Origin of the sequence: uncultured Chitinophaga sp., from assembly GCF_937874145.1 — a bacterium.
Classification (GTDB): domain Bacteria; phylum Bacteroidota; class Bacteroidia; order Chitinophagales; family Chitinophagaceae; genus Chitinophaga.
The window spans coordinates 1-24,151 of record NZ_CALNBI010000328.1 but is presented as its reverse complement, the minus strand read 5'-3'; the positions used below and the strand labels follow the sequence as shown (position 1 = coordinate 24,151).

Here is a 24,151-nt window from a genome sequence, read left to right as displayed (position 1 = left end):
GTCGCCAGGAATGACAACCTTTTTTTTCTAACCATATCCTTTGAAAAACCAAAATCCTATATATACAACCTCCCTGCCTGCCGGAACGGGCAAGTGGCCGGATAGTTCAAAATTGCGGGTGGATAGCAACTGAAAGCGGTAGCGGACGGGCAGATTTCCGCGGGTGAATGGTGCTGGCACCGGTTGCTTTCAAACGGGCACGAAGATACGCTGTCAGGAAAACCCGGCCTGTAGTAATACTTCTACTTTACCGGAAAGAGACTAAACGCACAAACAGTCATTTTCAAAATGACTAGCTTTGCCGGCATATAACCTTTCTATGAAATCAGTCCTCGTATCGGAAGACCATGCCATCGTGCGTTTTGGCATCACCGCCATTATCAGGGATATCCTCGATCCCGTGAAGGTGGTGGAAGCCGCCGATTTCGACGAAACCATCCGGCAGCTGTCGGAACAAACCTTCGACCTGCTCATTCTCGACATTAATATCCCCGGCGGCAACAACCTGCAAATGATCAGCGCCGTGCGCCTCCGGCAACCCGGCATCCGCATCCTCATATTTTCGGGGTACGACGAGCAGATGTTCGGCATCAATTACATCCAGGCGGGGGCCGACGGCTACCTGGAAAAACATGCGCCGGAAGAAGAAATCCGCCGGGCGATCCTCACCATGTCCGAAAACGGCAAATACCTCACCCCCGGCATCCGAACCCGGCTGCTGGACCATCACAGCCATCATGGCCATCCCTCCTCCCCCGAATCCGCCAATCCCCTGATGGCGCTTTCCGGCCGCGAAAAGGAAGTAATGCTCCTGCTGGCAAAGGGCATGAGCGTCATGAACATCGCCAGGGCCCTCAACATCCAGGTCACCACCGTCAGCACGTACAAAAGCCGGATATTCGAAAAACTGAATATCAACAGCGTCATCGGTCTCGCCGAAATGCTGCGCCTCTACTCCAATTAAGACAAAAAGGGCCCCTGCCGATGCAGGAGCCCCCGTTCAACGGATCTTCACCGTATGTAAACACTACGCAAAATCTTTCCTTATTTCTTGACGATCGAATACATGTAATTGCCCGCCCGGCTCAGGTCAAGCGTTACTACGTAACTGCCCGCCTCCGCCACGGGAATATCCTTCCCGCCCCGGTTCAGGAACGGGTCCGACAGTTTATTATCGCCGAAATTGATATCATATGCGTGATTGGCCCTGAACTTCAACGCCCCGGCGGTGAGGTTGAGGGTGGCGGTCCAGGCGTTCTTTGCCGCATCGAAAGTCATGTCCACATCCGTGTCCCAGCCGCCAGCGGCATTCCCGATGAGCGACCAGGTGGTGTTGGTGGCGGTCCAGGCGCTGCCGCCGAGGTCTACCTGCAGGAAATAATATCCCGCGCCGGAAACGGCCAGGTTATCGCCGGAAGTGGATACCGCGCCGCCGTTGCCCGCGCTGGTGCCGCCATAGTTCTTCCCGTCCCAGGAAGGCAGGGTCGTGAGTTTGAAAGATGTGGCAGCCCCGGGGAAATGCACGAATCCTTCATAGACCTCATCCGATTTCAGGGAAGCGAGCTTCGCCGCGGTGGCGGGCGCCCAGCCCTGGTAATCGCCCGGCACCCAGAGCGAGGGGTAATCGATGAGGTCCATGTAGGACGTCACCACCAGGCCCGTTACGTTGGAAAAAGCGGCGGGGTAATCGCGGCTGATGTAGGCGTTGATGCGCACTTCCATTTCCTGCGGGATGCCGTTATCCAGCTCCAGCCCGTTGGCGATGGTATTGAGCTCGCCGACGGTGAGGGTTTTCATGAGCGTATCCGCCGCCACGGCTTTCACCACGGCGAAACCCGTTCCCTTCTTCGCGAATTCGACGCTGTATTTCACCACGCCGCTGAACCCGAAGGTGCTGGCGTTCCACCTGAAAGTGACGGCCGGCTCGCCGGCATTCGGCTTTGACAGCACCAGCGTGGTGGCGCTGGCCTGCATGGTGGTGGGCGTACCATCGCCCGCCACGGTCCTTACTTCATCCTTCTTGCACGACGCGGCGGATAGCCCCAGGGTGCAGATGAGCAGGTAAATGCGATATCTTTTGATCATGGCTGTAATGTTTTGCGGTCAGTAACCATTGTTCTGCACCAGTGAAGGGTTAGCGGTAAGATCGGTGGATGGGATGGGATAGATGTTCCTGAAGGTTTCGGCGCCTTTGCCGTCTTTCACCCCGCCTTTCCAGGGCCAGACGTAAGCGGACGCCGTGAAGCGCCCGAAGCGGATGAGGTCCGTTCTCCGGAAAGCCTCCCAATACAATTCCCGTCCTCTTTCCGCCAGGATGTAATCCAGGTTGTACGTAGCGATATTCCCCGAAGCATCACCATAGGCGCGCGTGCGGAGCAGGTTGAGGTACCCCAGCGCCGTGGCTTCGCTCCCGCCGCCACCGCGCTTCACCGCCTCGGCGTAGATGAGATATTGCTCCGCCAGCCGGAAGAGCGGGAAATCCACCGAGCAGAAAGCCCCTCCTGGCGCCTCGGGCGTTTCGCCCGTGGAGGTCTTGTTCCGGAACTTCACCACCCGCAACCCTTCCGAAAACTCCGCCACGTCATTGATCTCGGGCTTGTCGCCAAAGAACATGGCCCGCTTGTCTGTGGCCCCGCTGGCGTCTTCGAACAACTCCGGTAGCGCGCGGGTAGCGCGGTTGCCGCCCCATCCGCCGCCAGGCACGCCAAAGTCGGCCGGCTTCATATCGCCGTTGATGGCCGCGTTGATGATGAACGTGGTGCCGCCGTTATTCTGCGTATTCACGCCATCGTATGCAATCGGCAAAATCACTTCCGTATTCCCGATGTGGTTATCCGCCATGAAAAGCTCCCGGTACACGGGCTTCAGCGCATATCCGCTCCCGATCACCTTTGCCGCATATTCAGCAGCCATGCCGTACTTCGCGTTCCCCTCGCCCAAATACACCGCGGCGTTCAGGTACAGCCTGGCCAGGAGGGCCTGCACCGCGCCCCGGTCCACGCGGGCATATTCGTTCGTCCGGGCCGCCTTCACCAGCGGCTCCACCGCCAGCAGCTCCGATTCCACGAACGCGAAGAGCGTGGCGCGGTCCGTTTGCTCCGGCACAAACTTTCCCACCGCGTCTTCCTCCGTTACAAATGGCGGGTTGGCGAACAGGTCCATCAGCACCCAATACTGGTAAGCCCGCAGGAAGCGCGCCTCTGCTTTAAAGAGCCGGATCTCTTCCGCCTCCTTCCCCGAAAACCCGCGCTCCGCCAGCTTCGCTTCCGTCGATTCCCGCAGGAACTCATTCACGATCGAAACATGGAACATGCACCGGTTATACAACGCGGTGAGTAAAGCATTGCTGCTCGTCCAGTTCAGGTTATGGAAATCCGGGATGCCGGGGTCGTTCCACACGCACATAGCCTCTTCCGTCGGCAATTCCTGCGCGTTCCAGTACAGCCGCAGGAAATCTGCCTGCCCGGGGTCGATTCCCGCCAGGTCCGAAGCGTTGATGCCGTTGTTGCCCGCCAAAGCCATGCTGGCATATACTTTCGCCGCCACCTGCCGGTACCCCTCGATGGTGCTGTACGTCACCGCGGCCGTATTCGAATTGGTGGGCATGCGGTCCAGGTCTTTATGACAGGCCGCCATCCCCATTGCGCCAATCAGCGCTATCGTCTGCAATATGCTTGATTTCATTTTGTCGCAATTTTGAGATCAGAAGTCCAGGTTTACGCCCAGCACAAAGGTGCGCGCCCTGGGATACAGGTTGTAGTCGATCCCGCCGTTTACTTCGGGGTCCAGCCCCTTGTATTTCGTGAGCACGAACACATTTTGACAAGCCGCGTTGATGCGGAGCCTCACCTGGCTGCCGAATAATGCGCCCGCATTGTACCCCAACGTCAGGTTATCCATCCGGAGGAATGAGGCGTTCTGCACGTAGTAATCGGATTGGTACTGGTTGTTGTAGAATCCTGTTTTGTAGATGTCGGTGGTGCTGTTATTCAGCAGCCCCAGCGGGTTGATGATGCTCCGCCGCACGCCGAAGTTGGACGCCACGTTGTTATACATGTAATTCCCCAGGCTGGCGCGCAGCGCCGTTCCCGCATCCCATCTCCCAAAGGCCACGCGCGTGCTGAATCCCAGGAACACCACCGGCGCGGGCGATTTATACCGGTACATGTCCCGCTGGTTGATGATCCCGTTTTTATCCAGGTCTTCATACACCCCTTCCAGCGGCCGCCCGCTCTTGTCGTACACCTGTTTGTACACGAAATATGAAAAGGTGTTGTACCCCACCGAATGGATCTGGATGGTCTGCCCCGTACCGCCCGTGATCCCGCCCGTGAGGTTGCCCAGGAAGCTCGGATTGTTGATGGCCGTAAGGTTGGTGATCTTGTTCTTGTTGTAAGTGATATTGAAATTCACGTCCCAGGTCAGCCGGTCGTTTTGTACGGGAATTGCCGCCAGGCTCAGCTCCACGCCTTTGTTCTCGATGTTGCCCACGTTGGTGAGCAGTTGGTTGCTGAAGTTGGAACCGATGGGAATGGGTACCGTGTTGAGCAGGTTCTTCGTTTTCTTGAAATACACGTCCAGGCTGCCGGACAACCGCCCGTTGAACCATCCGAAGTCCACGCCGCCGTTCAACGTCGCCGTTTGCTCCCACTTGATATCCTTGTCATAAGCCGCGGGCGATTGCAGATAGTAGTATTTGTCGCCCAGCTGGTACATGCTCGCATTGGTGCTGGTGCCGTAAATCGACATCCAGGAATAATTGGCGATGCCGTCCTGGTTGCCGGTAACGCCGTAGCTGAGGCGGAGCTTCAGGTCGCTGAGGGTTTCGCTGTTGCGCAGAAACGCTTCGCGGTTGAGGCGCCAGGTGATGGCCGCGGAAGGGAATACGCCCCAGCGGTTCTCGGGCGCGAAGCGGGACGAGCCGTCGGTCCGCAACGAGCCCGCAAACACAACCCGGTCGTCGAACGTATAGATCAGCCTGCCGTAGTACGATATCAGCGTGTTCTGCGGCTTATCGAATGGAAAAAGCGGCACGCTCCCTGAGATCGTATCCCCTTTCGCATTAAAGTTGGCGTAATTGTAATTGGTGGTGGCGTTGTCGTAATACCCGTAGCCCGCCATGGCGTTTACAGTGGACTTGATCCCGGGAATCTCCTTCAGGTAGCTGAGATAAAACTCGCCCACCTTGTTGTTGATCTCCTGCAGGAACCGGTTATTTTGTCCGCCCGCCGCGAACTGTTGCCCTGCATCCGCCGGCACGAAAGTGGTTCCGTTGCCGCGGGAGATATCGTAGCCGAGGTTCAGGTTGGCGCGCAGATCGGGAAGGAAGTGGAATTTGTAGTCCAGTTCCAGGTTGCCATAGCTCCGTTTCACCGTGGCATTGTTATCCTGCATACGGACGAGCGACACGGGATTGCGGGGCGCGTTGGGATTGAGGGTGATCTCGCCGGTGTTGTCTGTCGTATACCATTCGTAATAGCCGGCAAACGGACTGGCCGTATCGCGCACCGGCTGCGAGGGGTCGAACTGCACGGCGTTGATGATCGCCTGCTGGTTGGCGTAATGCGCCTTGGTGATGGCGCCCTTCACGCTCACGTTGATTTTCAGGTGCCGGTTGAACAGTTGCGGGGAAAGGTTGACGGAAAGATGGGAACGCTGCAATCTGTCAGTGATCAACATTCCATTTTGGTGCAGCAGGTTGGCGGACACCCGGTAAGGCATACCGCCGAGGCTGCCGCTTACGCTGAGGTTGTTATCCGACGTGAGTCCGGACTGGTATATCTCCTCCTGCCAATCCGTCGCCGCATCACCCATCAGCCCGCGTTGCGCGGCGGTGCCAAAGGAATCCACGTACTGCCGGAATTGCGCGGCCGACAACACCTCCACTTCCTTCGCGCGCTGCGCCACGCCCAGGCTGGTATTGAAATTGAATTTCGGTTTTCCCGCCACGCCTTTCTTCGTCGTAATCAGCAACACCCCGTTCGACGCACGGGAACCGTAGATCGCGGTAGCCGAGGCGTCCTTCAGCACGGTAAAGCTTTCAATATCGCCGGGATTCACCAGCGACAACGGATTCGGGGCGCCGTTGATACCCTGCCCGCTGAAAGGCACGCCGTCGATCACGATCAGCGGATCATTGCTGGCGTTGAGCGAAGAGCCGCCCCGGATGCGGATGGTGCTGCCCACGCCCGGTTGTCCGCTGTTCGATACGATCGAAACACCGGCCACTTTGCCCGCAATCAGTTGTTCGGGCGTTTGTATGCTTCCTTTATTGAAATCTTTCGCGGTAACGGTCGTAATGCTGCCTGTGAGCTCCTTCTTCTTTTGGGTGCCGTACCCGATTACAACGGCTTCCTGCAGTTCGCGGTTATCGTCGGCCAGGGTTACGCTGATTTCGGTTAGCGCGCCTACCGCCACTTCGCGGGGCTGCTTGCCGAGGAAGGTAAAGACAAGGACGGATGCCGGCGTAACGCCGGAGATGATGAATTGCCCGCGCGTATCCGTTTGCGTGCCGCGGGACGTCCCTTTGACCTGGACGCTCACGCCGGGAAGGGGCTCGCCGCTCAATGCATCGGTGACCCGCCCGCCCACCTGTACCTGGGCCAGGGCCGGGAGCGCCAGCAGCGCCGGCAACAGGCATTGCCATAGCCGGTTGTAAAACTTTTTCATAACGAGTAGTGGATTTTGGTGATAAAAATTGCTATGCTGTCTGGGAATAGGCGATGTAACTATTACTTCAATTCGAGTACCCACATTTCCTGTCCGGGTACAACGATCGGTTCGCGCAGGGAATACTCCCGCCCGTTGACCACGTTGCGGGCCGCGGTAAAGCCGCCGGTGCGTTCCGAGAGGTAACCGATATCGATTTTACGGGCCGCTTTCGTGGTGTTCATGGCGCACATGACCGTTTGGTGCTCCGTATACCGGAAATAGATATACAATCCGTCCTGCGGCGTGTACTGCATGAATTTCCCGGTTTGCAGGGCGGGAGATTTTTTGCGGTAAGCGCCCAGCTTTTTGACGAGGTCCTGCATCGATTTTTCATCCGCCGTCAACCCTTCCCCGGTAAATGCATTTTTAGCATCGCCGGGCCAGCCGCCGGGGAAATCGAGGCGCACGAGCCCGTCGGGCTTCGTATCCCCCGCCATGAGCACTTCCGAACCGTAATACATTTGCGGGATGCCGCGGGATGTGAGCAGCCAGGTATACGCCATCTTCTGCCGCGCCAGGTTCCCGTCCATCCGCGTGAAGAACCGGGGCAGGTCGTGATTATCGAGCAGGATGACGTTTTTTTCCGGCTGGCGGTACAGGAAGTCGTGCGCCATCGCATTGTAGAGATGCACGATGCCGGTGTACCATCCCGGCTCCTGCGCCAGCGCCGGGAATATCCCGTTGAAGAGCGCCGTGAAATCCAGCACTGCGGGGAGGTTGCTTTTAAACGCCGTGGCGATATGGTTTTCCGTGAAGAAGGCCTGGTTGGGGCTATGCTGCACCATCACTTCCCCGAAGAGGCTGATGGAAGGATATTCCCGCAGCAGGGCGGCGTTGCAGGCATTGGCGAATGCCAGGTCGTTGTACATGTAGGTATCCAAACGGATGGCATCCACCCCGAATTCCTCCACATACCAGATCGCGTTCTGCGTAATGAAATTCGCGACATAAGGATTGCGCTGGTTCCAGTCGGGCATCTCTTTCACGAACCATCCGTCGGTCATGCGTTTTTTGTCGTTGGCGGAAGCATACGGATCGAAGAGCGCCTGCTCCCGGGCGCTGGTGCCGGTGTAGGCAGGCCATTGGTTCAGCCAGTCTTTCTCCGGCAGGTCGTTCACGATCACATGGTACGTGCCGGTGTGATTATACACCGCATCCTGCACCAGTTTCATCCCCCGCGCCTGCAGCGAATCGCGCAGCCGCCTGTACCCCTCGTTACCGCCGTAGCGTGCATCGATCCGGTAATGGTCCGTAATGGCATAGCCGTGCTCGGTGCGGTCGGGCATATCGTTTTCCATGACGGGCGTCATCCACAGCGCCGTGGCGCCCAATTCCTGCAAATAATCCAGATGGCGGATGACCCCGGCGAAGTCCCCTCCGTGCCGGGCGTAATAATCTTTCCGGTCGAGCGACTGGTCCCGCAAGCCGGCAACACGGTCGTTCGAGGGATCGCCGTTGGCGAAGCGGTCGGGCATCAGCAGGTAAATCAGATCCGCGCCCGAAATCCCCCTCGCGAAATCCTTCCCCGCTATCCCCTTCCGCGCCTTAACGGGCCAGGAAACAATGGTCTTCTTCCCGTTGCGCGCATGCACCAGCTGCACATTGCCCGGCTGCACGCTATTATCCAGCGAAACCTCAACCGCCAGGTAGCGCCCGTTCGAAAATGGCGTCACCTTCCGTACCGCCACCCCGGGATAACCGGTAGTTACGGCGCCTTGGCCGAAGAGGGAGTCGTTGCTGCGAAGGATCAGATGCAATTGGTTCGTTTGCATGCCCGCCCACCAATGTTCCGGGAACACCCGGACGTTTTGTGCGGAAGCAACCTGGAAGTAAGCCGCCAAAAGCAGCGCCAGTATCGTTTTTCGTGTCATAGCGTAGAATCTGGTATCAGTGATGGAACCAAGGTATGTATTCCGTTTCCGCCCGAAAAGCGGCTTATACCGACAACCCGCCGGCCATGACAGACGAAACATTGCAACCGATTTTTGTCATTCATCCCTGCCAGCCCGTCGTTTGTATAAAATGTACCCGGATTGGCATTTTTTAATTAGTTTCCGGTCAGTAAGCGCCCTTGCCATATGATAGACATACCACGTTCCAAAATGGGCAAAAAGAGTTTCTATGCGATGTACTGGTCGGCATACGTGCTGGTCTTCGGCTTCATCCAGGCCGGGCCCTACCACGACTACCGCAATGCCTTCGCCTCCGAGCTCATCAGCCTGCCCATGCGCGCGCTGTTCGTGGCCATCGTGTTGGAAGTGCTGGTCGACCGGTTCCTTTTCCGTAAAAAAGTGCGCCTCTTCCTCCTCTGCTACATCCCGCTGGTATTGCTCTTCGCCATCATCCAGCGCTGGCTCGACAATACCCTCATCCTCGAATACTTCCTCACCCACTGGCGGAAAGAGCCCCTCTTCAGCATATCCCCGTTCATCTACAGCGTCATCAAGCTGCAGTTCGTGCTCACCATTCCCTTCTCCATCAAACTGTTCTACAACTGGATGCTGGAACAACACCGGTCCACCGTGATCGCGGAAGAGAAAGCACAAGCCGAGCTGGTGATCCTGCGCAACCAGTTCCACCCGCATTTCATTTTCAACGTCCTCAATACGCTCTACGCCAAAACGCTGCTCACCTCACCGGAATCGGCGGAGATCACGTCGCGCATGTCGTCGCTCCTGCGCTATTCCATCAATGAGATCAATACCAAGCTCATCCCACTGGAAAAAGAAATCCGCTACCTGGAAGATTATATTTCATTGCAGAAAGCGCGGTTCGACGAGCACGTACAGATCAGTTTTCATATCGATGGGCAGGCGGAAGGGAAGTTCATCGAGCCCTTCCTGCTCATGGTGTTCGTGGAAAACAGCTTCAAGCACTGCATGCCCACGGAGCATGGAGACACCTGGATCACCCTGTCCATTTCGATACAGCAACATACCCTTACCGCCAGGTTCGAAAACAGCGCCGTGGACGGGTACGCCGGCCACCCGGTGGCTTCGGGCGGCGGCGTGGGGCTGGAGAATGTAAAGCGCCGGTTGCAGCTCATTTACGGGGAAGAACATACGTTGAAGATCAACCAGAGCGAAGACAGCTATTTTGTGTACCTGAAACTGAAACTCGCATCGCATGACGGAGCATATTAATTGCATCATTATTGAAGACGAAAAGCCCGCGGCGGATCTGTTGCAGATCTACATCGGCCGGGTGGAGCTGCTGCATATCGCCGGCGTGTTCACCAGCGGCACGCAGGCCATGCGGTGCCTGAGCAGCGAAAAGATCGACCTGGTCTTCGCCGACGTCAACCTGCCCGGCATCAACGGACTGGATTTCATCCGCTCCCTGTCGCCCGCGCCCAACGTGATCTTCACCACAGCGCATGCGCAATATGCTGTAGAAGGTTTTGATCTCGACGCGGTGGATTTCCTGTTGAAGCCCATTCCCTTCGAGCGGTTCCTGAAAGCCGTGAACCGGTTCATCAAGCTGGACAAGCAGCTGCTGGAATCCAATACCAGCAAGCCCGCCGCTATCAGCGAGCCACCGTTCATATTTATCCGTTGCGAAAAGAAGATGGTGAAGATCCTGCTGGATGATATTCATTTTGTGGAAGCGCAGAAGAATTACATCCTCATCAATACCGGCAAAGAAATATTCCGCGCATACCATTCGATTTCGGAGCTGGAAGAGAAGCTCCCGGAAACCAAGTTCATCCGGATACACCGGAGTTACATCGTGTCGATTCCCAAGATCGAAAAATTCAGTCACCATATGATAGAAGTCGCCCGTTCGAGCATTCCCATCGGCCGGCATTACGGCACTGCCACCCTGCAGGCGCTGAAGCAATACCAGGTGACGCTGGGCGATCTTCCCTGATCCCTGTCCCGATCATTTAACCTTCAAATATTTTCCACGACATCATGCAATCCTTTATCCTCACAGCGGGGCTTGTTGCCCTGGGGCTTTGTTCCGCAGCACAAGACAAGACGTTCGGCCCTATCCGCTGGACTTTCACTACCGAAGGGCGTTTCTTCAACACTCCCGCCATTACCGGCAACACGCTGCTGGCCGGCAACTCCGACCATAAGCTATACGCGCTGGACGCCGGGACCGGGCAACTGCGCTGGGCGTTCGAAACAGGCGGCGGCATCGCCACGGAACCCTGTGTTGCAGGGAACGTTGCCGTGATCGGCAGCTACGACGGGCATTATTACGCGGTGGACGTCCGCACCGGGCGGGAGCGCTGGCGTTTCAAAACCGGCGGGGAAAGGAAGCTCGGCGGCAAAGGGCTCTGGACCATGCAGCCGCTTACGCAGTACATGGAAGATCCGTATGATTTTTTTCTCTCATCCCCCATCGCCAACGGCCGGCATGTATACTTCGGGAGCAGCGACAGCTGCATCTATGCGGTCAACATCGCCACGGGCAAACTAGCCTGGAAGTTCCGGACGCGCGGGCCCGTCCACGGCAGCGTGGCTTTCAGTGACAACACGGTAATCGCCGGGAGTTGGGACACTTATCTCTACGCCCTCGATGCGCAAACGGGCAAACTCAAATGGAAATACAAAACCGGGACCGACACCGTGTACCACGGCGTGCTGGAAGGCATCCAATCCCGCCCGGCCATCGCGCAGGGAAAGGTGTACATCGGCGCCCGTGATGCGAAGGTGCATGCCCTCAATCTGCAGACCGGCGATACCGCCTGGGTGTATAACGGCGGTGTAGCGTGGATACCCGGCGATGCAGCGGCTACGGCCGGCCACGTCTACATCGGCACGTCGGACTCCTACCTCATGCTCTGCCTCGACGCGCGCACGGGCCGGGAGCTGCACCAGGCGAAGGGTGGCGGGTACATTTTCGGCGGCCCCGCCATCAAAGGCAACCTGCTGTGCTACGGCGACTTCACCGGCCGGCTGCAACTCCTCAACCGCAACACTTTCCAACTTACCGGGCGTTTCGATACCAAAGGCCGTACCTCCCACGCCGCCGCGCTGCTGGACAGCGCCCAGGCCATCAACTTCGGCCACCTCGCCGCAGGGGCCCCCTTCGAGCAATACAGCACCACCATCAGTGTGATGGACAAGCTCTACCGGCTCGGCCCCTTCACTTCCACCCCCATATTCCACCAAAACCTGGTGATCGCCGCCTCCGCAAACGGGCTGATTTACGGGATTGCCCTGGAGTGATACGGACAAGCCCTTAGTACGGTTACAGTACGGTATCCCTACTGTATCCCTGCTGAGCGGATACGGAGGGCATGCGGGGCCTTAGTCCTGCAGCCTGGCGATTATTCACCCCATGGCGGTAATAGTGCCAAATTCAAGGCATAAAAGGCAGCGGAATGTATATCGAATGTAGGTAAACAGGGGGTAAAGCGCATTTTCTTAAGGGTAACTGCATGGTTACTATAGGGTTACAGTATGCCACCTATATGGGGATATACATTCGATATACATTAACCCCTACTTTACCCCTCTTTAACCCCTCTTTCACGGTACAACTTCGATGTAAAAACGAAGGCGAAGCCCCCACACGGAGCCTCGCCTTGTCTCATACGTCCTGTTCCTGTCTAAACAGTCCGTAAGTATTTTAGAATATTTTCAGGCCTGTCCAGTTGATGAACAGCACCACGGGCACAAATACGATCATAAACGCCAGGGAAAGGGCGAAATATTTCGCCACGCCCCTGCTCCACCGCCTGAACGGCGCCAGGAAGAGCGCGTTGAACAGGATCGCCAGCAGCGCCACGAAGAAGTTCAGGACGATCAGGATCGTGGTGTACAGGATGGCGAACACGGCCGGCGGTGCGATGATCCCGGATAATAGTCCGTATAAAGCCCCGGCCGCGGCGGCGCAAAGGAGCACCCATCCCGCGTAGCGGAAACCTTTCCCGAACACCTGCAGGAATGGTGCGGGCACGGGAGGTTCTTTCGGTGTTTTCGGCGCTTTGGGAGACTTGTTCTTCCGCATCCGCGGCCACCAGATAATGAAACCGGTGACGTACAACGCGAGCGGGATCAGGCCGCCCAGCAACGCCAGGATGCGGGTGGGCATGCCGCCGAAGGTCCCGTAATGCAAAGGCGTCAGCCAACTGAGGTAGGAATTGCCGCTGTTCGGAAAATTCTCTTCGCTGTTCAGCAACACTTTCCCGGAATATTGATCCAGCTGCAGCATGACGCGGTTCCCCGTGCGGGAAGCGCCCTCCGTCCGCATATCGAGCCGGTACACGCCGGCGGTATCACGGGGCACGGCCATGCCGATGAGCTTCCCTTCCGGGAACAGCGCATAGCCTTTCTTTGCGGCATCCGCCTCGCTGAAACGCTGCCCGCCTTCCACCCGCTCCGACTTCGCCGCCAAGATCTTCGACATTTCCGCGGGCGATTTGCCGTTGATGAGGAAGATCAGCGCGATTACCGGCGCGCTGAATGTAATGGCGAAGCCCGTCAGCGACAGTAATATGATCACAGGGGAAGAATACAATCCCAGCACATTATGCCAGTCGTAATTCTGGCGTTTGCCACTCGTTCTGAAGTTCACTTTCATCGCCGCCCGCAGCTGCTTCCATTTTGCCGGTAACCAAAGCCGCAGCCCGCTGATGGTCAGGATCAGCATGCACAGCGCCGCGATCCCCGTGATGTATTTCCCCGCCACCGGCACCAGCAAAGTGGTGTGGATATTGAGGATGATGCGGATGAAAGCACTGTCGACCGGCCGGCCGCCCAGCACTTCCGCCGTATACGGGTTCACGAAGAATTCCTCCTTTGTATCGAAGCGGTAAAAGCGGTACGTGCCGCCCGTCGCATCGGGGCGCGTGTCCATCACGTATTCGAATTGCCTGTCCGGGTACCGTTCCCGCACCAGGGAAACGATATTTTCCAGCGGGATCTTCTGCTGCGTGGCGCTCACTTCAAACAGGCTGGGATTCAGCGCCGCATCGATCTCGTCCTGGAACACGAGCACGCTCCCCGTAAGCCCCACCACGCAGAGGATAGCCCCGGCGATGATGCCCAGGTAGAGGTGCCATTTGCCGAACCAGCGGCGTTGGTGCCGCGCCCACATCGGTTTTAATCGCGATAGTATGGAAATACCGTTACGACGATGGGGCAGTCAAATCGTTTTCAGCGCCCTCCGCAGTTCCAATACCAGCAGTACATTGACCGCCGCCACGAACAGGAGCAACCCGATCTGGGAGATCTCCCCGGGTTCCATTACGGCGGTAATGCCGGCGTGGTAGATATTGAGCAGGCACAACAGTCCCGCCCAAACGAGGCTCACGATGTAGAAAACCCTTCCGCCGACGTACAGCGTGAGCAGCAGGAGCAGCAGGCAGGGCAGGTCTACCAGCAGGCGGAACGCATGGACCATACCGGGCACTTCGCCGGTAGCGTTCTTCATGGCGATATCGATCCCGAAATGCAGCTCGGCTAAGTGGTATACGGCGTGCTGGATGAAACCCAGCGACAGGAGCGCCCAGAGGAATGCGATTCTGAAACGCAAAGTGTTTGGATGCATATAATCGTTCAATTGGAGGATTAGAATTTAACGCTCATGGTGCCGATCAGCTGGCGCGGCATCTGGGGGATCATGTTTGTCCATCCCATCCAGTAACGTTGATTGGTGACATTATTCATTTTCAGCGCGAAGCGGAAACGCGGCAGGTCGTACGACAGCGACGCGCCCACCAGCGTGTACGCCGGCAGGATGAGGGCGCCGTCGGGCTTCTGGTTCACGGCTACGGATTCTCCCGTATAGTTCACGCTCACGCCAAGGCCCAGCCCTTTGAGCGCAGTGCCGGTGAAGGTATAGTCCGTCCAGAAGTTCGCGGAGTTGTAGGGGCCGGTGCTGGCCGGGCGAAGGCCTTCCGCCGATTCGTCGGCCTTCACCATCCAGGTATCGTTGTAGCCGTAGCCGAGCATGATCATCCAGCCGTCGACCGGGTTGGCCAGCACATCCGCCTCGATGCCGCGGCTGCGCTGCTCGCCGTCCTGGATGTTGAAGCCCTGGTGGTTGATATCCCTGCGCACCACGTTCTTCACATAGATATTGTAGTAGCTGAGGCTCCCGGTGATCTTGCCTTTGCCGTCGCTGAACTTCACACCGCCCTCCCATTGGTTGGCCTGCTCGGGCTTGAAGGTTTTGCCTTCGAAATCAACACCCGTCTGGTTCACAAAGCCGTTCTGGAAGTTTCCGAAGATGGAAATACGGTCGGGCAAGGGCATCACGATCAGGCCGGCTTTGGGGGAAACGGAAGTCTGTTTGTAACCGCCCACATGCACGTTGTTCACGTTGTCGTACGAACCTTTCGCATCGAAATGATCGACGCGCACGCCGGCGGAAACGATGACGTGCTTGCCGAAATTGAACACATCGTTGGCATAGGCGCTGTACACGCTGTTATCGTTATTATAATCGAGCGCCGCGGCGGAAGGACCTGCGAACTTGTCCACCACTTTGGCGTAGCTAAGATCGCGGTAGTTGGGTACTTCGCCCTGTGTTTTCACCATATCGAACACATCGGGATAAGGCACCACGCCATACAGCGCGCCGCTGAACCGGCGGTACATGGTGGCGGAATAGAAGTTGGAATAATCCAGCCCGATCACTGCGCGGTTGCGGAAGCTGTTGCCCCAGCTGTAATCGCTGACGAAGTTCTGCTGGATCTCGGCGGTGCGCGTTTGGCCGACGGGGTTCCAAACCATGCGGGCCATGTTGTCGTGCCCGGGCGTGCCCCAGGAGGGCGTGCCCGTGGGCAGTGAAGCGATGAAAGTGCCGAGGGTATTGGGGAGCAGGTAATGGTACATCATGTAACCGCTGCTCTGCGTGTTGTTATAGCTTACCGAGGTGCGGGATTTCCAGTGAGGGGAGATCCTGTATTCCGCATCCCCGAAAATAGAATTGGAAGTAGTCGTATTGAACAGTTCATCGGAGATGAACGAGCGGTCGTAATCCACTTTCAGCTCATCGATGCGGTTGGTGCCGTAGGCGTCTTTCCAGGTTTTGGGCGCGGTGGCCATGATGGCGGCGATCGTTTCGGGCGGGAGGCCTTGCTGGCTGAGGAGGCCGGTGATCTGCTGGTTGATGGATGAGGGAGGCAGGAAGAAGATGAAGTTGCCGCCGTTGGAGTTGCCCTTGCTGCCGGTCAGCTCGGCGTCGATAGTAATGCGGAGGAGGTCGTTGGGTTTGAAGGTGAAGGACGGCGAGATGTTATAGTTCTTCTGGAACCCTGCGTCCTGCCAGCTGTTTTGCTGCTGCCAGGCCATATTCACGCGCATGGCCATGGTCTGGTCTTTATCCAGTACCGCGTTCACATCGGCCGCGGTGCGGAAGAAGCCGTAGTTGCCGAAAGCGAGGTCCGCCGTGCCGCCGGTTTTCCAGGTGGGCTGCTTGGTAACGCGGTTGATGAGGCCGCCGTAGGAAGTGATCACACCGCCGAAGAGCGTGGCGGAAGGGCCTTTCAGCACTTCGATCCGCTCCACGTTGGTCATATCCACGTTGGTGTTGACGATGTTGGCCAAACCGTTGCGGGCTTTGGTGGAAGTGGCGAAACCGCGGCTGGTGAAGAAGGAGCCGCCGTCGATCCGGTTGGTGGCATCCCAGAGCTTGGTGACGCCGGCCGCGTTCTTCATGGCGTCTTCGATCGTCATCGCGATCTGCTTGCGCAACACCACGTTGGAAATGGTATTATATACCGAAGCGTTTTCCATGTTGCGCAGGGGCAGTTTGGACACATCTTCGTTGCTCTTCTCCATAAACCGTTTCGTTTCCACGACCACTTCGCGCAGGAGCTCCGTTTTGAATTCGAGGACCATTTCAATGGTTTGCGTAGTGCCGGCCGCTACCTGCACTTCCTTGCGGCGGGCCGTTGTACCGCCGGCGGAGATAATAAGCAGGTAGTTGCCGGGCTGAATATGTTGCAGGATATAACTGCCGGATGCGTCGGTGACCGTCTTATGGGACGTGCCTTCCAGCTGCACGGAGGCGCCGGGAAGGGGTTTGCTGTCGGCCGTGGAAACCATCCCTTTGATGGTTCCGTTTTGGGCATAGGAAATCAGGGCCGTCATGGACAATAGCAATGACAGCACGAATGTTCGTTTCATGCTTGGGTTGATTTGGTTAGGAACGGTACAAAGTTGCGGGCTGCGGAACGGCTGCGGGCATCGGATCAGGAAAAGTTTTTACGCGATAAGGAAATTGCTGTTAAAACATCCTTCCGGTGCTTCTGCTCCACCCACATTTTTGCATCCGGCAGCGGCGCCCGCGTGCGGGTACACCTCGACTGGCCTGCCGGAAACGGCGGGCCTTTTTTATTCGCGGCGGCCGTATTAGCGCTAAATCAGTACATTAGCGGCGCATAACACGTTATACACGCTCAAAGATGACTACTCCCGAGATTTACCGCGAGCAATCGCCGCTTTCGGAAAAAGATTGTTTTGTTGTATTCGACCGCCGCAAATCGTCGTTTACTTTTCCTGTGCATGTGCATCCCGAGTACGAATTGAATTTCGTGGAGGGGGCGCCGGGCGCGGAGCGCATCATCGGCGATTCGGTGGAAACCATTGCCGACCGCGACCTGGTGCTGATCGCCAACCCCGAGCTGAAGCACGCCTGGAAAGATGGGGCCTGCACTTCCAGCAACATCCACGAGATCACGGTGCAGTTCCATGCATCGCTGATCGAGCAGTACCTCGACAAGAACCAGTTCCGCAGCGTGCGCCAGCTGTTTGCCCGGGCGGCCAGGGGCGTATGTTTCGGGCCTTCCACCACAGTGCTTCCATCGGGCTGAAGCGCACCGCAAAGGGAACGTTCATCTCCGGCGACGGCCAGCAGCAGCGGGTCGTGGAGATGGATATGTTCGGGAAGCTCCTCCGCCAGTGGGACCTCGCCAAACTCGGCTATACTTTCCATCATGAAGTGGCCGAAGCCGCCAACGGGAACTTCCTGGCCACGGTGAGCAAAACTTCCGCCAGGCTTGCCAACGGCAAACCGCGCGTCAATGATTTCATCATCGAGCTGGACCCTGTCAACAACGCCATTGTGCATGAATGGGACCTCACCACCATGCTCGACTCCGCCCGTTATCCCAAACTGGCCGACGGCTCCACGCCCGGTCCTTTCGCTCAATCGCCCGGCAACTGGGCGCATAACAACTCCATCACCGAACACGCCGGCAACCTGCTCATCACCATGCGCTACCAGGGCCTTGCGTCGTATACGGCGGCAGGCGCCCTCAAATGGATCATTTCCCCGCACAAGAACTGGGGCGCGAAATACCAGCGCTATTTGCTCCAACCGGTGGATGAAAACGGCAACACCGTGACGGACGAAGCTGTGGTGAATGGAGACGCCACCGCACCCGGGTTCGACTGGGCCTGGGGGCCACACACGCCCGTGAGCCTGCCCGGCGGCAACATCCTGGTATTCGACAACGGTTACGACCGGCATTTCATTCCCAATGCGCAGGCGCAGAATTACAGCCGCGCCGTGGAATACAAAGTCGACGAAGCGAAAGGCACCGTGCAGCAGGTTTGGTCGTACGGGAAAGAACGTGGCGCGGCGGGATTTTCGCAGGCGCTGTCGGGGGTGCAGTATTTGCCATCCACCGGGCATGTGCTTTTTTGTCCGGGTATGGGCGTGCCTACGGCCAGGGGCTTTGGCGGGCGCGTAGTGGAAGTGGACCCGCAAACGAAGGAAGTGATTTTCGAGATGGAGATCACGGCGCCCAGCAACACGGCATTTCACAGGGTTACCCGTTTATCCCTGTACCCGGAGAACTATTGACAACAGATTTTAGGAATACATCAATTGCAGAAGAAAGGAAAACACATGAAAGACCAGTTTCAGCAACGCTGGGAAGTACTCGTCCAGCGTCAGGAGGCCCTGCTGGCCCAACCCAATACGCCTAACGCACATCATAACGGCATCGTGCAGCGGTACCGCCACCCGGTCATCACCCGGGAGCATATCCCGCTCAACTGGCGGTACGACCAGGACCCGCAGTCCAATCCCTGGTGCCTCGAGCGCATCGGCGTCAATACGACCATGAACGCCGGCGCCATCAAATGGAACGGGAAATATCTCATGATGGTGCGGGTGGAAGGCGCCGACCGGAAGTCGTTCTTCGCCATCGCCGAAAGCCCTAACGGCATCGACCAGTTCCGCTTCTGGCCCCGGCCGGTGGAGCTGCCAGACACCGATCCCCACGAAACGAACGTCTACGATATCCGGCTGACGGCGCATGAAGACGGCTGGATCTATGGTGTGTTCTTCAGCGAGCGCCACCACCCGGATGCTGCGCCGGGAGACTTGTCCACCGCCATGGCCAGCGCGGGCATCGTGCGGACCAAAGACCTCCTCGCCTGGGAGCGCCTGCCCAACCTGCAATCCGCCAGCCAGCAGCGCAACGTGGTATTGCACCCCGAGTTCGTGAACGGGCAATATGCGTTCTATACCCGCCCGCAGGACGATTTCATCATGGCCGGGCGCGGCGGCGGCATCGGGTGGGCTTTGGTGAAAGACATCCTGCATCCCGCGATTGAAAACGAAACGATCATCAACAAACGCCATTACCATACGATCAAAGAACTGAAAAACGGCGAAGGGCCCCATCCCATCAAAACCGAAAAGGGATGGCTGCACCTGGCGCATGGCGTCCGCAACTGCGCGGCGGGGTTGCGTTACGTGCTGTACCTCTACCTCACCGACCTGCAGTCGCCGGAGCGCCTGATCGCGGAGCCGGCGGGATACCTGATGGCGCCGGAAGACATGGAGCGCACCGGGGATGTCTCCAACGTACTCTTTTCCAATGGCTGGATCTGCGACGACGACGGCACCGTGTTCATCTACTACGCTTCCAGCGATACGCGGATGCATGTGGCCGTATCTTCCGTCGACAAGCTGCTGGATTACTGCCTGCACACGCCGGAAGACGGATTGCGCTCGGCAGCCTCCGTGCAGCGGATCAACGAACTGATTGACAGGAACCTCGCGTTCGAGGGATTGTCGCATAAAACACCCGCAGCACCTAAATTCCATTAACTTTACTCCCCTTTTACCACGTTAACAGGATCACACCAAAACCATGATTGCACTGATCGATCTACTCATTATTGCTTTGTATCTCACCGCTATGGTGGTGATCGGCCTGATCGTTAAAAAACGCGCCGCCCGTAATCTCGACGGCTACTTCCTCGGCGGCAAAAAGCTGCCCTGGTATATGCTGGGCCTTTCAGACGCTTCCGGGATGTTCGACATTTCCGGGACGATGTGGATGGTTTACCTCGCGTTCGTATACGGGCTGAAGAGTGTTTGGGTACCCTGGCTGTGGCCGGTGTTCAACCAGATATTCATGATGGTGTACCTCTCCATGTGGCTGCGGCGGAGCAATGCGCGGACGGGTGCGGAATGGATCCGGACCCGGTTCGGGTTTGGCAACGGGGCGGGGCTGTCGCACGGGGTGGTGGTGTGTTACGCGGTGATTGGCGTGGTAGGGTTTCTTTGTTACGGATTTATCGGCGTGGGGAAGTTCATCGAACTATTCCTGCCCTGGGACGTTGTGTCCAGCTTCGTTCCTTTCCAGGTAGACCCGGCTTACGTACCGCACATTTACGGGATATTCTTCACCAGTATCGCTACATTTTATGTGATCATGGGCGGGATGGAAGGGATCGTTTGGGCGGATGCCCTGCAATTCACCATCATGACCATCTCCGGCATTACCATCGCCGTTACGGCCATCAACAGCGTGAGCCCGGAGATGCTGGCGGCCAGGGTGCCGGCGGGTTGGGATACGCCGTTTTTCGGTTGGGAGCTGGGGCTCGACTGGAGCCATCATCTCCCCGCCCTCATGGATAAGATTAGCGGCGACCAGTACGGGTTGTTCGCGATATTCGTGATGATGATGCTGTTCAAGGGGATCTCAGCATGGCCGGGCCTGCGCCCAGTTACGACATGCAGAAGATCCTGGCCTGCCGCAACCCGCGCGAGGCATCGCTGATGAGTGCGTCGGTGTCGGTATTCCTGCTGTTCCCGCGGTATTTGATGATCATGGGGTTCACGGTGCTGGCGGTTGTATTTTTCAGTGATGATTTCCGGCAGATGGGCAACGCCATCGATTTCGAAACCATCCTTCCCCGCGCGATCAACCAGTTTTCGTATGCCGGGTTAACGGGGCTGTTGCTGGCGAGCCTGCTGGCGGCGTTCATCTCCACCTTCGCTTCCACCGTCAACGCCGCGCCGGCTTACCTGATCAACGACGTGTACCTCCGGTACATCAACCCCTCCGCTTCCGGCAAAACCCAGATCCGGGCCACATACCTGATTTCCCTGGCGGTGGTGGTGCTCAGCACCGTGATCGGCTTCTTTTTACAGGATATTAATTCCATCCTGCAGTGGATCGTGTCCGCCCTGTATGGCGGGTATATCGCGGCAAACGTGTTGAAATGGCATTGGTGGCGGTTCAACGGGCACGGGTTCTTCTGGGGCATGGTGTCGGGCATCCTGGCGGCCATGGTAACGCCCCTGCTGTTCCCGGACACGCTGCCGTTGTATTATTTCCCGGTGATGCTGGTGATATCGCTGACGGGGTGCATCATCGGCACCTACAGCACGCCGCCGGTGGATGAAGAAACGCTGATTGAGTTCTACTTGCGGGTGCGGCCCTGGGGCTTCTGGGGGCCCGTGGCGGACAAAGCCATGCAGCGGTACCCGGGCCTCATGCCCAATAAGCATTTTAAGCGGGATATGGTGAACATTGCCGTAGGGATCGCCTGGCAGTGCGCGCTGACCCTCCTGCCGATGTACATCGTACTGCAACATCACCTGTCGCTGCTCAGCACCGTCCTCGTGCTGGGGATCACCACGCTCATCCTGAAAAAGAACTGGTACGATAAAATGAACAAGGAAGTTATCGAGTACGACCGGTTCATGGCATCCATCGGTAAAAATATCGGGCAACCGGTGCTGGAAAAATCCGTCGCATAGACTTTTCACTGCTGACATAAGGCTGTCAAACCGCGGTTTACCTTTGTTATTGTAACGGAGGGAAGCCGCGGTTGTACTTTTCAGGGAAGTTTTGAAATACCCTAAAATTGTCGCGTTTGCGCCCCTTCCGTACCCGAAACCCGTTGTAATTTGGCAACTGTAAAACCACTATATGCATTCCAACAAGAAAGGGGCGCTGGCCTTTATTTTCGTAACACTACTGATCGACGTGATGGGATTCGGGCTGATTATTCCGGTGATGGCGGACCTGATCGCGGAGCTGAAAGGCATTCCGCTGAATGAAGCGAGTACCTACGGCGGGTTCCTGCTATCCGTTTTCGCTATCATGCAATTCGTATGCGCACCGTTGGTGGGCAACCTGAGCGACCGGTACGGCCGCCGTCCGGTATTGCTGATCTCGTTGCTGGGCTTCGGGATCGACTATATCATCCTGGCCATGGCGCCTACTTACGGCTGGCTTTTCGCGGGCCGGATCATTGCGGGCATCACCGGAGCGAGTTTCACGACGGCATCTGCTTACATTGCAGATATCAGTACCGATGAAACCGCCCGCGCCAAGAACTTCGGTTTGATCGGCGCGGCATTCGGACTGGGCTTCGTGCTGGGGCCTGCACTGGGCGGGCTGCTCGCCAAATTCGGGCTCCGGGCGCCATTCTATGCAGCCGCGGCGCTTTGCCTCATCAACTGCATCTACGGCTACTTCCTGCTGCCTGAATCCTTGTCCAAAGAAAACAGGCGGCCCTTCAGCTGGAAGCGCGCCAATCCGCTCGGTTCCCTGAAATTCCTGACCCGCCACCCGGAAATCGCGGGCCTCAGCGTGGCGTTCTTCCTTATTTACCTGGGCAGCCAGGCGGTGCAGGGCAACTGGAACTTCTTCACGCAATACCGTTTCGGCTGGAGCTCAGAAATGGTAGGTTATTCCCTGGCGATTGTGGGCGTGCTGGTAGGCGCCGTCCAAGGCGGGCTTACGCGGATTGTGGTGCCGAAGATCGGCAACGAAAAAAGCATTTACCTGGGATTAGGATTGTATACCCTTGGGATGGTATTATTCGCCTTCGCCACCCAAAGCTGGATGATGTTTGCCTTTCTCGTTCCGTACTGCCTGGGCGGGATCTGCGGTCCTTCCCTGCAATCAGTTATAGCGGGACATGTGCCCGCCAACCAGCAGGGCGAACTGCAGGGAGCGCTCACCAGCCTGATGAGCCTTACTACTATCTTCGGGCCCCTCATCATGAACGGTTCCTTCACCTACTTCACTTCCCCGAAAGCACCATTCCTGTTTCCGGGCATGCACTTCATCCTCGGCGCCATCTGCATGGGATTGAGCATTGTACTGATTAAAAGGATATTCATGCGGGAAAGGAAAGACCCCGCCGCCAGGGAGGTCCTCGAAAGAACACAAGCCCCCGCGGAAATGCCATTGCATTAACCGGGACTTATCATAAGTAACAAAGCCCGCCATACCGGCGGGCTTTGTTATGCAATATGGTATACGCTTCAGCCCTCCAGCGCGCGGCGGAGGTAATTGACCTGGCCGAGGTGGTAATTCACATGTGTGATGATGTGCGACAGGAACCAGGCGTGCGTTACGTCCTGCTCCATGAATTTGCGTGGGAAGATGGAAGTGAGGGTGCCTTCAGGCTGGGAAGCCATCACTTTCACTACCATTTCCCGGGTGGCGCCGAGGTCGCGGAGCATATCTTCCCGGGGGATATTCCGCTTCGCGAATTCGCCTTCGCGGTCGCGCACGAAACCGGTATGCCCCATCGTGGCGCCCACGAAATGGTTCAGGGAGCCGGTGAGGTGGAGACATAAAGTACCCGCGGAATTGATGATGGAACCGGCCGTTTTCCAGATGTTTTCTTCGTGATTGAATGCGGCGATCTCTTCGTGGAGTTTCAGGAGATCGCGGTCGAGCAGTTGGGCATATACCTGCCATATTTCTCTTTCGGGGGAGTCATTCATCGTCGTACAATTTTTACCAAATGTAACGGTATAAATCACCCGGCCACATTGAATTTTTCTATACGCACATCGATATAAAAAAAGGCAGCCCCCGATCTCCGGAGGCTGCCCCTTATTAAAATGTGAGTGCTTTTATTTGGCGTTGGAACCACCGTCGATCACATACTGTGCGCCGGTGATGAACTGGCTGTCGTCGGAACCGAGGAACAGCACCAGTTTCGCGATTTCTAGCGGTTCGGCGTAACGGCCCAGGGGAATCCCTGACGCGAAGCCTTTCTGCATCTCTTCCGCTTTACCCGGCGCATAGCTTTCTTCGATGGATCGCATCATGCGGTTGTTAACCGGGGACGGATGAATGGAGTTCACCCGGATCTTGCGGGCCGCCGCTTCGAGCGCCGCGGTTTTCATGATGCCCAGCGTGGCATGTTTGGAGGTAACGTAAGCCACAAAGTCGGGGGAACCGCCCAGGCCTGCAACGGAG

General features: G+C 57.3%; 19 protein-coding genes. 10 read left to right on the top strand and 9 right to left on the bottom strand.

Annotated features, from left to right (window positions below; all coding sequences use genetic code 11):
- Positions 1-319 precede the first annotated feature (319 nt).
- Positions 320-964, top strand: a complete 645-nt coding sequence (locus Q0510_RS15905) for a response regulator transcription factor (protein WP_298713890.1) — start codon at positions 320-322, stop codon at positions 962-964.
- Positions 965-1,044: 80 nt separating this feature from the next.
- Here the strand turns inward: Q0510_RS15905 and Q0510_RS15900 are convergent, their stop codons facing one another.
- The 4 genes from Q0510_RS15900 to Q0510_RS15885 form a co-directional block, all read right to left on the bottom strand.
- Complete coding sequence (locus Q0510_RS15900; protein ID WP_298713887.1) at positions 1,045-2,085, bottom strand: SusE domain-containing protein; 1,041 nt, start codon at positions 2,083-2,085, stop codon at positions 1,045-1,047.
- Between the two features lie 18 nt (positions 2,086-2,103).
- Positions 2,104-3,684, bottom strand: coding sequence for a RagB/SusD family nutrient uptake outer membrane protein (locus tag Q0510_RS15895; RefSeq protein ID WP_298713883.1), 1,581 nt, complete (start codon positions 3,682-3,684; stop codon positions 2,104-2,106).
- Positions 3,685-3,702: 18 nt separating this feature from the next.
- Positions 3,703-6,669: a TonB-dependent receptor gene (locus tag Q0510_RS15890; RefSeq protein WP_298713881.1), complete on the bottom strand. Its 2,967-nt coding sequence runs from the start codon at positions 6,667-6,669 to the stop codon at positions 3,703-3,705.
- A gap of 62 nt (positions 6,670-6,731) precedes the next feature.
- Positions 6,732-8,582, bottom strand: coding sequence for an alpha-amylase family glycosyl hydrolase (locus tag Q0510_RS15885; protein WP_298713879.1), 1,851 nt, complete (start codon positions 8,580-8,582; stop codon positions 6,732-6,734).
- Positions 8,583-8,789: 207 nt separating this feature from the next.
- Here Q0510_RS15885 and Q0510_RS15880 point away from each other — a divergent pair, with 207 nt between their 5' ends.
- The 3 genes from Q0510_RS15880 to Q0510_RS15870 are packed head-to-tail and all read left to right on the top strand — an operon-like array spanning position 8,790 to position 11,891.
- The gene (locus Q0510_RS15880; RefSeq protein ID WP_298713875.1) at positions 8,790-9,854 is read left to right on the top strand and encodes a histidine kinase; all 1,065 of its coding nucleotides are present in this window, start codon (positions 8,790-8,792) and stop codon (positions 9,852-9,854) included.
- Positions 9,838-10,581: a LytTR family DNA-binding domain-containing protein gene (locus Q0510_RS15875; protein ID WP_298713873.1), complete on the top strand. Its 744-nt coding sequence runs from the start codon at positions 9,838-9,840 to the stop codon at positions 10,579-10,581. Before Q0510_RS15880 ends, Q0510_RS15875 begins: the two co-directional genes overlap by 17 nt.
- 44 nt (positions 10,582-10,625) lie before the next feature.
- Complete coding sequence (locus Q0510_RS15870; RefSeq protein WP_298713871.1) at positions 10,626-11,891, top strand: PQQ-binding-like beta-propeller repeat protein; 1,266 nt, start codon at positions 10,626-10,628, stop codon at positions 11,889-11,891.
- Between the two features lie 403 nt (positions 11,892-12,294).
- Here the strand turns inward: Q0510_RS15870 and Q0510_RS15865 are convergent, their stop codons facing one another.
- From Q0510_RS15865 to Q0510_RS15855, 3 genes are read right to left on the bottom strand one after another with little or no spacing between them, the layout of a single operon-like run.
- Positions 12,295-13,764, bottom strand: a complete 1,470-nt coding sequence (locus Q0510_RS15865; protein WP_298713868.1) for a PepSY domain-containing protein — start codon at positions 13,762-13,764, stop codon at positions 12,295-12,297.
- Between the two features lie 48 nt (positions 13,765-13,812).
- Positions 13,813-14,217 carry a hypothetical protein gene (locus Q0510_RS15860; RefSeq protein WP_298713865.1) on the bottom strand — a complete coding sequence of 135 codons (405 nt, stop codon included), beginning with the start codon at positions 14,215-14,217 and terminating at the stop codon, positions 13,813-13,815.
- Between the two features lie 20 nt (positions 14,218-14,237).
- Positions 14,238-16,802: a TonB-dependent receptor gene (locus Q0510_RS15855; protein WP_298713862.1), complete on the bottom strand. Its 2,565-nt coding sequence runs from the start codon at positions 16,800-16,802 to the stop codon at positions 14,238-14,240.
- 278 nt (positions 16,803-17,080) lie between these two features.
- Here Q0510_RS15855 and Q0510_RS15850 point away from each other — a divergent pair, with 278 nt between their 5' ends.
- From Q0510_RS15850 to Q0510_RS15825, 6 genes are all read left to right on the top strand, one after another.
- Positions 17,081-17,488, top strand: a complete 408-nt coding sequence (locus Q0510_RS15850) for a hypothetical protein (protein ID WP_298713859.1) — start codon at positions 17,081-17,083, stop codon at positions 17,486-17,488.
- Positions 17,449-18,483: an aryl-sulfate sulfotransferase gene (locus tag Q0510_RS15845; protein ID WP_298713856.1), complete on the top strand. Its 1,035-nt coding sequence runs from the start codon at positions 17,449-17,451 to the stop codon at positions 18,481-18,483. The genes Q0510_RS15850 and Q0510_RS15845 overlap by 40 nt, the downstream gene beginning before the upstream one ends.
- Positions 18,484-18,528: 45 nt before the next feature.
- Entirely contained in the window at positions 18,529-19,740 is a 1,212-nt protein-coding gene (locus tag Q0510_RS15840) for a glycosidase (RefSeq protein WP_298713853.1), read from the top strand.
- A gap of 43 nt (positions 19,741-19,783) precedes the next feature.
- Positions 19,784-20,698 carry a hypothetical protein gene (locus Q0510_RS15835; RefSeq protein WP_298713850.1) on the top strand — a complete coding sequence of 305 codons (915 nt, stop codon included), beginning with the start codon at positions 19,784-19,786 and terminating at the stop codon, positions 20,696-20,698.
- Entirely contained in the window at positions 20,653-21,684 is a 1,032-nt protein-coding gene (locus tag Q0510_RS15830; protein WP_298713847.1) for a hypothetical protein, read from the top strand. The genes Q0510_RS15835 and Q0510_RS15830 overlap by 46 nt, the downstream gene beginning before the upstream one ends.
- Before the next feature lie 172 nt (positions 21,685-21,856).
- Positions 21,857-23,134, top strand: coding sequence for a TCR/Tet family MFS transporter (locus tag Q0510_RS15825; protein ID WP_298713844.1), 1,278 nt, complete (start codon positions 21,857-21,859; stop codon positions 23,132-23,134).
- Positions 23,135-23,202: 68 nt separating this feature from the next.
- On the opposite strand, the gene Q0510_RS15820 is transcribed toward Q0510_RS15825, so the two are convergent.
- A complete protein-coding gene (locus Q0510_RS15820) occupies positions 23,203-23,670 on the bottom strand; it encodes a DinB family protein (protein WP_298713841.1) in 468 nt (155 codons plus the stop codon).
- A 132-nt stretch (positions 23,671-23,802) separates the two neighbouring features.
- A partial coding sequence (locus Q0510_RS15815) for an SDR family oxidoreductase (RefSeq protein ID WP_298713838.1) occupies positions 23,803-24,151 on the bottom strand: 349 nt, incomplete at its 5' end.